This is a genomic window from Clostridium sp. UBA6640, from assembly GCF_002455975.1.
GTDB lineage: Bacteria > Bacillota > Clostridia > Clostridiales > Clostridiaceae > Clostridium_J.
On record NZ_DKLM01000098.1, the window covers coordinates 1 to 12,019 of the forward strand.

Sequence of the window (12,019 nt, forward strand, 5' to 3'; positions counted from 1 at the left end):
TGCACCTCAGGGGAACCCTAAAGGGCTTCACTACTGTTCCCCAGAGGTGGATTTAGTTCACAATTGTGAATTAAATAAAAAAAGTCCTTCATCCTAAAACTTAGGACGAAAGACATACTTCCGTGGTACCACCTACATTGGTTAATTATTAGTACAATTAACCCACTCGTTTCTCTTTAAGGGAAGAATCCCATTAGCTTACTCCAAAAATTTCTTTCAACTAATAACTCCAGAGCTTCCTTCCATAGCTTAATTTACCAAGTTTCCACCATCCTTGGCTCTCTTTAAAATCTGCATCTATGTACTCTTCTCCTTCAACGCAAAACTATTTAAATTTACTCTTAGGCATCTTTAAAAATACTAGTTAGACGCCTTGTTTAATTATATCTTTGAAAATTATTTTTGTAAACCTATATTTGTTAGTATTCCCCTACTTTTAGTATTAAGTCAATATTTTTTAATGCAATTATTTTATTTCTACATAAAAAACTTCATCATACAAAACCTTATAATAATCTGTCTTTTTCTCTCCTTCTTGACCAGATATAACATAGGGTGTTATATTATTCCGAACTGCAAGAAATACATTAAGGGAAGTAACCAAACTTCCCTTAAGTATCTGCATAATTTCAACACCGTTCTAAAATATAACCTTAATTTTTTATATTAAATTTTTTATAAGTGCACATATACATACAAAGCTTAACACAATAAAAAAAATTATATGATTAATAATTTTTTTATTCTCCTTTTGATTTCTAGAGTCTTTACATTTGAAATAAATTAAAACTAAAAATACTAGTGCTATCCCAGATAAACTAAATCTAAATATATCAATAAATAATTTTATATTTTCAACTGTAATAAGAAAAGATAAAATAAAAACAAATTCATATAATATATAAAGTGATTTTTCATTTAAAATATCTTCTTGCAATTCATGTAAAAATTTATTACTCATAATAAACTAATCCTTTCAAATTTATATACACCCTAAGCTATAAAGTCACCTAGATATTTTTTAAAATTTGTTCATTTTATTTATCATTAAATAAAAATAGAAAATACTTTATAGATATTATAAATTAGACTTGCTAAAATAAAAATTTCTATTAATATACTGAATGAAAATTGTCGCTTTGTACAATTTTGTTGGATCAAATTCTTATTTTGGATATTGAATTTTCTTTGTTGCCTTACTTCCATAAAATATAAAATGATTAACAAAAATGTAGATATTATATTTTCAATCTCAAAGTAAAATCTAATACTATCCTCTGGGTGAAAGTGTTGTTTTATTGATCCTATTAAATGCTGAACAATAATAAATAATATAATAAAATTACGATATTTACTTTTATATTTAGGATTTTCATTTGAAAACATATATATCACCCTTCCATTAATAACAAGAAAATATATATTAATACTAATTTGTATATTTTTACAATATAATTATATACCTTATTGAAAATATTATCAATTGGAAGTATTCTTGCTATTTATTTTTAACACTTAAATGATTAGGCAAAAATAAACAAATGAAAACATTCATTCTTATGATTGCTTTTAGATTATTTTTCATAATGCTCGCTATTTTAAACTTCAGTAATTTAATTATACCTAAAATTATTGAAAAAAATCCCCCTATGTAAAACACAAGGAGATTTCAGTTGAAAATTTATTTTACAATATTATTTATAGCTTTCTCTGCATATTTAGTAGTTACTATTTCATCATATGGTGCTCTTTTATCCAGTTCTCCTGCAAGTTCCATCACATCCATTAATCTATTTAAGCCTTCTTCTTTTAATATTGGATTTTCACACCAAGCATCTATTTTCTTGTATCTTTCAATTACCACTACTAAATCTTCCATTTTAATATCAGTAAAGAATGGCTGTATGGATTTAGCTATATCTTCAGAACTATGATTTTGAACATATAACTGTCCTTTATATAGAGCATTTGTGAACTTTTGAATCATTTCAGGATTCTTTTCCATATATGTGTTGGTTACAGAATATGCTGTAAATGGAATTTCTCCTGATAATTCTCCTATAGATGCTACTATATAACCTTTATCTTGTTTTTCCATAGCTGTAGCCAATGGCTCAAATAAGGTTACATAATCTGCTTCTCCCGCACTAAATGCTCCACCCATTACATTAAATTGTATATCTGTTCTTACATTTACTTCTCCTGATTTAACATTTTCACCTATAGTTAATCCTGCGTTCTTTATTGCATATTCTAAGCTCATTTCAGGCATACCGCCTTTTCTTCCACCAAGTAGTTCTTTTCCTTTTAAGTCATCCATTTTAAAATTCTCATGGGCTTCCCTAGCAACTAAAAAACTTCCATCTCTTTTAGTAACTTGAGCAAAGTTTATAGCATAGTTTTTACTTCCTTTATTATGAACATAAATTGAAGCCTCTGGTCCCATAAGTCCTATTTGTACTTCTTCTGAAACAAGAGCAGCCATAGTCTTATCTGCTCCTTGAGCTGCTATAAGCTCTACGTTTAGCCCCTCATCCTTAAAGAACCCTTCATTAATGGCTACATATTGAGGAGCATAGAATATAGAGTGAGTAACTTCTGCAACTTTTATCTTAACCAAATCATCCTTTTTAGAACAGCCGCCTAAAATTACTCCAACTATTGATACACAAGCTAAGATTGATGCTATTTTTTTTATTTTACTCATAAATTCACCACCACAATAAAATTTTTATATAAAAAAATATCTTATTATTTATTTTTTTCTATTTCTAAGTTTAAGATTTACCTCAATTTCTTTTCTCCCTATAAAGCTTTTCTATCACATTAACAATTTGATACATAACTAATGCACAAATTGCTAAAACAACAACACCCATCATAACTAAATCTAATTTAAACACTTGTCCACCGTATACTATTAAATAGCCTATACCATATCTAGATACTAAAAATTCACCAACAATAACCCCTACCCAAGACATACCTATATTTATCTTTACTATATTTATGATGTTACCTATATTTGAAGGAAGTATAAATTTTCTTAGAATTTGTCCTTTAGTGGCTCCAAAGCTTTGCAGCATTTTAATTTTTTCTTCATCTGCATTTATAAAATAGTTGTATGCAGATAAAATTGTTGTAACTACTGATATTGTTATTGCTATTACAACTATTCCCTTAATTCCTGCTCCTGCCCAAACAATGAGAATTGGAGCTAGTGCAGTTTTAGGTAGAGCATTTAAAACAACCAAATAAGGATCTAGAATTTTAGAAGCAGTTTTAGACCACCAAAGCATTATAGCTATTAAAATTCCTAAAATAGTTCCTATAGTAAATCCTAATACAGTTTCCCATACAGATATGCCTATATGTTTAAATAATTCTCCATTCCTCATATAGTCCATGAATAGTACATGTATATCTGATGGCTTACTAAATAGAAAAGTATCTATAACATTAACTCTCGCTAAAATTTCCCACAATCCTAAAAGTACTACAAGAATAAATATTTGCCAAAATAAAATCATTCGTTTTTCTCTTTTTCTTTTCCTTAAAAAATTTTCATATGGGGTTAAAGAATTATTTTTCATAAATATCTAACTCCTTCCATAAAAGATTAAAATAATCCTTAAATTCTGGGGCCTTCCGTGCAGATAAAGGAGTTTTTTCTTCATTAATTGTAAGATTAATATCATATATGCCTTTTATAGTTGATGGCCTCTTTGATAAAACCACCACAAAATCAGCCATTGATATAGCTTCAGATATATCGTGAGTAACAAGTATAGTGGTTTTTTTCTCATTTTTTATAATTTTATAAATATCGTCACTAACTAAAAGTCTAGTTTGGTAATCTAATGCTGAAAAAGGTTCATCTAAAAGTAAAATATCTGGATCAACAGAAAGGGTTCTAATCAATGCAACTCTTTGCCTCATTCCACCAGATAGCTCTTTGGGATACCTGTTTCTAAATTCCCAAAGTCCATAAATTTTTAAAAGATCTTCTATTTTTTTTCTAGCTCCATCATTAAGTTTTTTTTGTATTTCAAGACCAATAGTTATATTGTCCATTATAGTTCTCCACTCTAAAAGATGATCTCTTTGAAACATATAACCAATCTTCCCATTGATCTGAGCCTCTCCAGAGGTTGGCTTTAAAAGATTACTCAAAATATTTAGCATTGTAGATTTCCCGCAACCTGATGGACCTAAAAGTGCTAAAATTTTACCCTCTTCTACAGAAAAATTTAAATCCTTAAGAACTTGAAGCTCTCCTTCTAAAGTATAAAAACTCATATTAACATTATTAACTTTTACAATAGCCGACATTAATCCACCTCCCAATACAATACTTGGGCAAATAAATAAAATTTGCATAATTATCCTTATACTATATTATTAAAAATGACATAATTTGCTATAACATAATGTGAAATATTTACTATATTCTTTATATAATAGAAGTAAGGCATCTTTGGTCTATTATTTTATTTCAGATGCCTAAGTCAGTATTTTATAGGAGAAGATAATGAAAGATACAGTAAAAGACTTATTACGTAGACCTTATCGTCTGATTAAGTATAAAGTAACAGCGTTAAATGATGCTTTGAGAAAAGATCCTAACTATATATCTACAGCTACAGATTTTGTAAATGAAAATGATTTTGCTAGTAGCACTAATTATTTCATTTGGGTAGATACTAAAAATTTTAAAGTCAATATATTTGAAGGATCAAAGAACAACTGGAAACTTATCAAAAGTTACTTATGCTCAATTGGAAAGCCATCTACCCCTACCCCTAAAGGAGATTTCACCGTTGGAATTAAAGGACTTTCTTTTGGTGCTAGTCATGGATATATAGCTAGATATTACACGCAAATAAAAGGCAATTACCTCTTTCATTCAATTTTATATAACCTTGATGGTTCTATAAGAGATGGAAGGCTCGGAATGGCTATTTCTAATGGATGTGTACGTCTAGCTCTACAAAATGCTAAATGGATATATGATAACATACCAGAAGACACAGCTATTCATATATCTTAGTAATTACTAAGATATATGAAAAAAAGAGTTCATTGAACTCCCTTTTATAATTCACAGTTCACAATGCACAATTCACAATTATGGATATTTCTCAATTGATTTTGTAGCGGCGAGCAGTGTTCGCCACATAACTAGCAATTACATTGCTAGTAAAAATAATTTCCTCCTCAATTGTGAATTGCGAGCTGTGCATTACTTAAGGTTATGTATTGTTTAAAATTATCCGCAGATTTAACTTTTTATAAATTCCTATAGAATAAAAATAATGCATGTATAACCTAATATACATGCATCCTTTAATTTATATAAATGCTATTTAATTTTTAAAACGTCTATTTAATATGTGGATAAAGATTGACTATAGAAGTTCATCTCCTTCTTGCCAATCTATTGGACAAAGTCCTCCTGATTTAAGTGCTTTTAATACTCTCAATGTTTCATCAGCACTTCTACCAACATTTAAATCATGTACAACTGAATACTTAACTTCTCCACTTGGATCAATTATAAATAATCCTCTTAAAGAAATTCCTTGCTCTTCAACAAGTGTACCATAGTCTTTTGAAACTTGTTTTGTCATATCTGAAGCCATAGGAAAATTGATTTCTCCAAGGCCATTTTTTATCCATGCTTGATGTGAATATTCTGAGTCAACACTTACTGATAATAACTCTGCACCCATTGCTTTGAATTCATTAGCTCTCTTACTGAATCCTGTAATTTCTGTTGGACATACAAAAGTAAAATCTAATGGGTAAAAAAACATAACCAGCCATTTACCATTGTAATCTGATAATTTTATCTCCTTAAAATCACTTCCATCACCACTAACTGAATTCATCTTAAAATCTGGTGCCCTTTTCCCTACTAATCTTTCCATACATTTCTCCTCCTCAAATTCTAATTACCTTATTTTTTCTCATTTTGTGTTTTATATACCTTTTATGATTCCATTATATATCATATGAAAACAATTATCAATATCAAATAACAATTATTATTGATTTAAGTAATTAATTTTTATACTATATGCTTTGGAAATATTTACTTTATAACTTACATATATTAGAATTTAGTTATCTATGTATTATAATTTATTACCATAAATAAACTATCTTAAAAATTAACATACAACTATTATGTAGTTGCGTCCTTAAATATTCCAATTCACAACTTAAAATAATTCACAATTTATAATTGATAGGGAAATTAATTTTTATCAAACTAACTTTCTTTAATGGATTTTTAACTAGCAATGCAATTGCTAGTTATTCTATGGTGAACACTGTTCGCCGCTACAGCTAATTAATTTAAAATTTCTAAGTTTTTGCTGAGAAATCTCCATAACTGTGAATTTTGCATTGTGAACTAAGTAATATAAAAGATCTATATTAAAACTTATAAAATACAACTTAAAGGAGGTTCAATTATGCTTAATAGATTTCAATTAAAACTTATAATGATTTTTTTTATGTTACTTGACCATATAGCAAGCTTTGTACCCAATACCCCTTTATGGTTTCACTACATAGGAAGATTAGTAGCACCTACATTTTTCTTTTTATTAATAGATGGGTATTTTCATACAAGAAGCAAATATAATTATGCGAAAAGACTTTTTGTTGCATCTGGAATAATGGCATCTGGTAACATGTTAATAACCACTATTTTTCCTTCTGGAATAACTAATGGAGACGTAAATATATATTTAATTGGTATTATAATTACAGCTGCAGTGCTGATATCAACTTATATTGCATATAAAACTCCTTCTAAAAATATGTTTAGAATAATTTTCTGTGGAGTTATAATGCTCTTAGCCCCTATAATATTTTCTATTTTCTTCACTGATGTTAGAGGAGTTAACAATAATATTTTTTTATCTATGGCATTTTCTATAGTATTATTAAATTTTATTGAAATACGTAATAAAGAAAATAATAACTCTTTAACTTCTTTATCCATAGTGACAATACTATTTTTATCATTGTTTACGGAAGGTTCTACTTTAGGTCCTATACTTACATTTATTTTCTATCACTTTAGGGATAAAAAACTTTCTTTAGTTTTATTTTATTCTATATTTTCATTATTATTTATGGGCAGTAATTTTAGCTATAATGGATTATTCGTAGAAAATATACAATGGATGATGATATTTTCCATACCATTCTTCTTTTCCTATAATGGAAAAAAAGGTAGTGATATAAAATATTTATTTTATGCTTTCTATCCTATACATATATGGATACTCTATATAATAGGATTTTTTATGAAAAGATGATTTGATGTTAGTTCTCCCGCGCTGGCACACAGGTATATCAATGGAGAATCTACGGAAATTAAGAATTAAGTATGAANNATTCTTTACGAATTAATTTCTTCAATATATTTTTTGATAAAAATAATTGTGTTGCTTCAAAAATAAATTCAAAACTCTCTTATAAACGAGAAATATCAATAGTTCTCCAATTCTCCATTATAGAAACTTCTCCATTGTGGAAGAGAGAAGTTTCTATAATGGTTAACTGTGAATTAATTATAGCTATTCCTCTCTTCTCCTGCTGATAATTGAGAAAATTTATTAAGGACTATTTTTATAGCTATAACATCATCTAAAAATCCTATTGGAAAGATAAAATCTGGAATAATATCTGTTGAGATAATGAAGTAAAGCAGTCCACTTCCAAGTATTATAAGTTCTTTAGTAGTTATATTATCAGAGCAAAATAATCTATACATTTCTTTTAACTTATCAACAAATGCTCCAGTTTCACCAACATTTTTTATTTTTTCACTAAAATTATTGTGGACCATTGAACTGCCTTCTGGTGTTAAAACATATTGCTCATATTTATCTAATTCACCTTCAATTTGTTCATTTATATAATTATCTTCTAAAAAATTAGAGAAATTAAATATATCCTCTATATCATCAATTTTATTATTATAACTATATTTAAATTGCTTTTTCTCTTTTACATTATTTAAATCGTATCCTGAAGCTATTAGTAAATTTTCCAATGGAATTCCTAATGCTTTAGACAATTTTCCTAAATGTTTAATATTAGCTTGCTGCTTTCCATTAAGAATTCTAGAAATAGTTGATGTATCTATGCCTGTAATCNNTGCTCAACTTCCGAATTGAAAGAGATTTTTCCTCTAAAATAGGTTTAATTATTCTTCCTATTCCAAGCTCCTTTTTATTTTCATTCAAGGATATCCCTCCTATAAATTATCTAGAGAACAACTATTAAGATACTTTAAGTTAGCTACACACTGTATTTTTATTTTTAAAAATGTATAAACATATAATTTCTCATATTACATTATATGTAGCATATTCTCTTTTATTTAACTGTTGCATTTTTATCAACATTTTTTTGCTTTAATAGCACTTTTTTATAAATTTTCACTACTATGTATATTGAGAATATAACAATAGGAGGATATATCTATGTTAGAATCAATATTATTAGTTACATCATTATGTATGGATGCCTTTGTTGCTAGTTTTGGATATGGAACAAATAAAATTAAGATTCCCTTTACTTCAGTAACAGTTATCAATTTTGTTTGCTCTACACTTTTGGCTATATCCCTTTTCTTAGGTTCAGTAATAAAAGACTTTTTACCTGAAAGTTTATCAATTGGAATATGCTTTACAATTTTAATGGTATTAGGTGTAAGCCGTTTTTTAGAAGGAGTCATTAAAACCTATTTAAAGAAAAAGTCTACTAATAGAAAAAATATAAAATTTAAATTATTAGATATAAATTTTATATTAGATGTATATGTTGATAATACTAAAGCCGATATGGATAATTCTAGAACCCTTAGCCCAGGTGAAGCTTTTTATCTTGCTATTGCTTTAGGACTCGACGGAATAGCAGTAGGTTTTGGAAGTGGTTTAGCAAATATAAACTATATTCAGGTAGTACTATTTTCATTAATTTCTGATATGATTGCAGTTTTACTTGGATGTTACTTAGGCAGAAAATTCGTTGAAAAAGTAAACTTAAATCTTTCTTGGCTAAGCGGGCTAATATTGATTATTTTAGCCTTCATGAAACTTGCATAAATTTTATAATCAAAGAATCCTCCCATTATGTGGAGGACTTTTCAATTATTTTAGTATATAATTAAAGAAAGGAGGTAATTAATATGAACTTTAAACAATTTATAGAAAATATGTTATTAGAGATTAAAAATAGCTTAAAAAGATTTCCAATATCTATTATCCTGTCTTCATTATGTGCTTTTATATTAATTTATATTTCTGAGCTAGGATATGGTATGAATTCTGAGATAAGTGAAACTCTTATGAGAGTAGTTAGAGTTTTTTCGCTTGGAGTTCCGCTATTTTTATGTATAAAACTTTTCTTTGAAAAATTTAGTGAATATAAGAAAACAAATCTTTTTTTAACATATATAGGTGGAGCTATTGCTCTTATTTTTTGCTATTTATTCTTAGCTGGTGATTTCAATACAATTTCAACGATATGGTATTTTTCTACAATATTAATACTCTATCTAGCCTTTCTTTTCATACCACATATACATAAAGAAAGTAGTTTTGAGCTCTATGTTATAAAGATTTTTACAAACTTTTTTACTACGGTTATATATTCAATTGTGTTATATCTAGGCTTATGTGCAATTTTATTTACAGTAAATAAACTTCTTGGAGTAAATGTTAAATATCAAATTTATTATTATGCTTGGCTTATAGTTTCTCTTGTGTTTGCTCCATGCTTTTTTCTCGCTGGAGTTCCATATAAGAATAAAACTTTTACTTTAAAGGATTATCCAAAGCTTTTAAAGATACTTATTTTATATATCATAATGCCACTAATCACTATATATACAGCTATACTGTATATATATTTTATTAAGATAATAATAACTTGGAATTGGCCTGAAGGATTAGTATCCCATCTTGTGCTTTGGTATTCAGTTATAACTGCTGCAGTTTTATTTTTTATTTATCCGTTTATTGAAAATAATTCTTGGGCAAAAACTTTTATGAGAATTTTTCCAAACGTTCTTATTCCTCTCATTGTTATGATGTTTTTCTCAATTGGAATAAGAATAAATGAATATGGGGTTACTGAAAATAGATACTATGTTGTAATTCTTGGGCTATGGGTATTTTTAGCTATGATATATTTTTCATTCTGTAAAAACTTGAAAAATATCCTACTACCTATGTCCCTGGCAATAATTATATTTATCTCTGGTTTTGGACCAATTAGTAGCTATTCAATTTCAAAATATAGTCAAAATAAAAGATTTATTAATATACTTAACAAAAATTCTATGATATCAGAGGGTAAAATAACTCCTAATGACAACATATCAACTGAAGATAAAAATCAGATAAGCAATATACTTAGTTATTTTAAAAGCAAGCATAGTCTTAATGATGTAAAGTATCTTCCAAAAAACTTTAATCTTGAAAATATGAATAAGACTTTTGGATTTTCTTATGAACAATCAGGAAATGAATATAATAATTTAATTTCCTATTACTATTATACTGATTACAGAAATAGTACCCCATTAGAAATAAAAGATTATGATTATTTCTTTGATTCAAGAATGATTATTCCAAATTCTTATTCAGAGTATCCATTGAATATTGAATTTGATTCTGATTCAAATATATTAAAAGTATATGATAATGGAAATGAAATATATTCAAAAGATCTTAATGACTTTTATCAAAAACTTACTGATAAATATGGCATAACTAATAACAGTGAAGAAATTGATTCAAAAGATATGATCTTTGAAGATGAAAATGAGAAAATGAAAATAAAAATTTCCTTTTCTAGCATTTCAGGCAATAAAGACATTTCAACAGGCAAACTTAAAAGTCATGGAAATGAATTATATATATTTGTGAAACTTAAATAATTTAGATATAAGATAAATTATAAAAATCTAATGTTGAAACCCAGCAAACAAATATTTGCTGGGTTTATTTCATAATAAAAAATTTTAAAGTTTATACTCCAGCATATTTTATTTTAGATGCCTTATCTATGGAAAAATTTGAAGCATTGTAAAGAAGTTTATTATAACCTCCCTTTACAATTATGCAGCCAATTTTAAAAATTGCTCTATAGAAATAGCGTATTGTATCTCTTTTGTTAGCTCCTTATCTTTTATAAAACCTACTTTTTTAAATACTCTTTTGGAGCGTTCATTTTTAAAGTTGATTTTTGCAATTACCTCATCAACTCTCCATTCAAAAAATGCTTGTTTCAAGCCTTCTTTAATTGCATTAGCTCCTAAACCTTTTCCCCACTCTTCCTTATCTCCAATCACTATAACCATCTCTGCTATCTGACCCTTAGGTACAAGCCTTAGAAAACCAATTGGTTCTTTTTCATCTCTTGTTATCATAAAAAAGCTCCCATATTGATTAAATAAAGGAGTAAGAATAGGCATATTAACTCTATATATTGTTTCTCTAATGCTATTTCCAACATTTTGTCTTTCATTTAAGTATTTTATTATTTGATCATCCTCTAACCAATCAATAATTTTCCAAGCATCAGATGTAAACACTTCTTGGCGTAATTTTACCGTATTATCTTTCATTAGTAATTTTCCCCCTAAAAATAATAAAAGCCTACTATAGACATAACTATGCCCAATAATAGGTGTAAAATCAATTACCTTGAAAGTGTACCATCCTCACCCATTTAAATCAAATCTTGTAAATAGGGTTACAGGAGAATACTGATTGAAAAAGGATTATTCCTTACCTTTTCTTCATATTCGACATATACTTCTATTTTTAGCGGTAAAAACACAATTATTAGTGATATATAGCATTAGAATATGGAGCATAATTATTGCAGAAGGTAGCATTCAAGACATTTAAAATCGTATTCTTATAAGTAATTATATTATATTTGCAGAAAAAGTCCAGCCTTTATGGGGACGTTTCATTAAAGA

The 12,019-nt window shown here is 27.4% G+C and carries 12 protein-coding genes, 1 pseudogene and 1 other annotated feature; of the genes and pseudogenes, 5 read left to right on the forward strand and 8 right to left on the reverse strand.

The genetic code is table 11. The annotated features are described in order from the left end of the window. Nucleotides 1-98: 98 nt before the first annotated feature. Nucleotides 99-327: a binding site (T-box leader), on the reverse strand. A 139-nt stretch (nucleotides 328-466) separates the two neighbouring features. The 4 genes from B2W91_RS10695 to B2W91_RS10710 form a co-directional block, all read right to left on the reverse strand. Next, nucleotides 467-625, reverse strand: coding sequence for a hypothetical protein (locus B2W91_RS10695; protein WP_291580659.1), 159 nt, complete (start codon nucleotides 623-625; stop codon nucleotides 467-469). Nucleotides 626-1,681: 1,056 nt separating this feature from the next. Further along, nucleotides 1,682-2,707 (reverse strand): ABC transporter substrate-binding protein, encoded by a 1,026-nt coding sequence (locus B2W91_RS10700; RefSeq protein WP_291580661.1) that lies wholly within the window; start codon nucleotides 2,705-2,707, stop codon nucleotides 1,682-1,684. An 82-nt stretch (nucleotides 2,708-2,789) separates the two neighbouring features. Beyond that, nucleotides 2,790-3,593 carry an ABC transporter permease gene (locus B2W91_RS10705; protein WP_291580662.1) on the reverse strand — a complete coding sequence of 268 codons (804 nt, stop codon included), beginning with the start codon at nucleotides 3,591-3,593 and terminating at the stop codon, nucleotides 2,790-2,792. Further along, the gene (locus B2W91_RS10710; protein ID WP_291580663.1) at nucleotides 3,583-4,332 is read right to left on the reverse strand and encodes an ABC transporter ATP-binding protein; all 750 of its coding nucleotides are present in this window, start codon (nucleotides 4,330-4,332) and stop codon (nucleotides 3,583-3,585) included. Before B2W91_RS10710 ends, B2W91_RS10705 begins: the two co-directional genes overlap by 11 nt. 199 nt (nucleotides 4,333-4,531) lie before the next feature. Here B2W91_RS10710 and B2W91_RS10715 point away from each other — a divergent pair, with 199 nt between their 5' ends. Further along, nucleotides 4,532-5,050, forward strand: a complete 519-nt coding sequence (locus B2W91_RS10715) for a L,D-transpeptidase (RefSeq protein ID WP_291580664.1) — start codon at nucleotides 4,532-4,534, stop codon at nucleotides 5,048-5,050. Between the two features lie 358 nt (nucleotides 5,051-5,408). Here B2W91_RS10715 and B2W91_RS10720 read toward each other — a convergent pair whose 3' ends face one another. Continuing rightward, nucleotides 5,409-5,930 (reverse strand): peroxiredoxin, encoded by a 522-nt coding sequence (locus B2W91_RS10720; RefSeq protein ID WP_291580665.1) that lies wholly within the window; start codon nucleotides 5,928-5,930, stop codon nucleotides 5,409-5,411. Between the two features lie 549 nt (nucleotides 5,931-6,479). Between B2W91_RS10720 and B2W91_RS10725 the strand changes: the two genes are divergently transcribed. Beyond that, complete coding sequence (locus B2W91_RS10725) at nucleotides 6,480-7,334, forward strand: TraX family protein (protein ID WP_291580666.1); 855 nt, start codon at nucleotides 6,480-6,482, stop codon at nucleotides 7,332-7,334. 251 nt (nucleotides 7,335-7,585) lie between these two features. On the opposite strand, the gene B2W91_RS10730 is transcribed toward B2W91_RS10725, so the two are convergent. Both B2W91_RS10730 and B2W91_RS21050 read right to left on the reverse strand, forming a co-directional pair. Next, nucleotides 7,586-8,074, reverse strand: a complete 489-nt coding sequence (locus tag B2W91_RS10730) for a YkvA family protein (RefSeq protein ID WP_291580667.1) — start codon at nucleotides 8,072-8,074, stop codon at nucleotides 7,586-7,588. A 45-nt stretch (nucleotides 8,075-8,119) separates the two neighbouring features. After that, a pseudogene (locus B2W91_RS21050) lies at nucleotides 8,120-8,176 on the reverse strand (hypothetical protein); the annotation flags it as partial. Between the two features lie 331 nt (nucleotides 8,177-8,507). Here B2W91_RS21050 and ytaF point away from each other — a divergent pair. Both ytaF and B2W91_RS10740 read left to right on the forward strand, forming a co-directional pair. Next, nucleotides 8,508-9,131, forward strand: coding sequence for a sporulation membrane protein YtaF (gene ytaF, locus B2W91_RS10735; protein ID WP_291580668.1), 624 nt, complete (start codon nucleotides 8,508-8,510; stop codon nucleotides 9,129-9,131). An 83-nt stretch (nucleotides 9,132-9,214) separates the two neighbouring features. After that, the gene (locus B2W91_RS10740) at nucleotides 9,215-10,969 is read left to right on the forward strand and encodes a DUF4153 domain-containing protein (protein ID WP_291580669.1); all 1,755 of its coding nucleotides are present in this window, start codon (nucleotides 9,215-9,217) and stop codon (nucleotides 10,967-10,969) included. A gap of 180 nt (nucleotides 10,970-11,149) precedes the next feature. On the opposite strand, the gene B2W91_RS10745 is transcribed toward B2W91_RS10740, so the two are convergent. Continuing rightward, nucleotides 11,150-11,659 carry a GNAT family N-acetyltransferase gene (locus B2W91_RS10745; RefSeq protein ID WP_291580671.1) on the reverse strand — a complete coding sequence of 170 codons (510 nt, stop codon included), beginning with the start codon at nucleotides 11,657-11,659 and terminating at the stop codon, nucleotides 11,150-11,152. 145 nt (nucleotides 11,660-11,804) lie between these two features. Here B2W91_RS10745 and B2W91_RS10750 point away from each other — a divergent pair, with 145 nt between their 5' ends. Continuing rightward, a complete protein-coding gene (locus B2W91_RS10750; protein ID WP_291580673.1) occupies nucleotides 11,805-11,945 on the forward strand; it encodes a hypothetical protein in 141 nt (46 codons plus the stop codon). Nucleotides 11,946-12,019 lie beyond the last annotated feature (74 nt).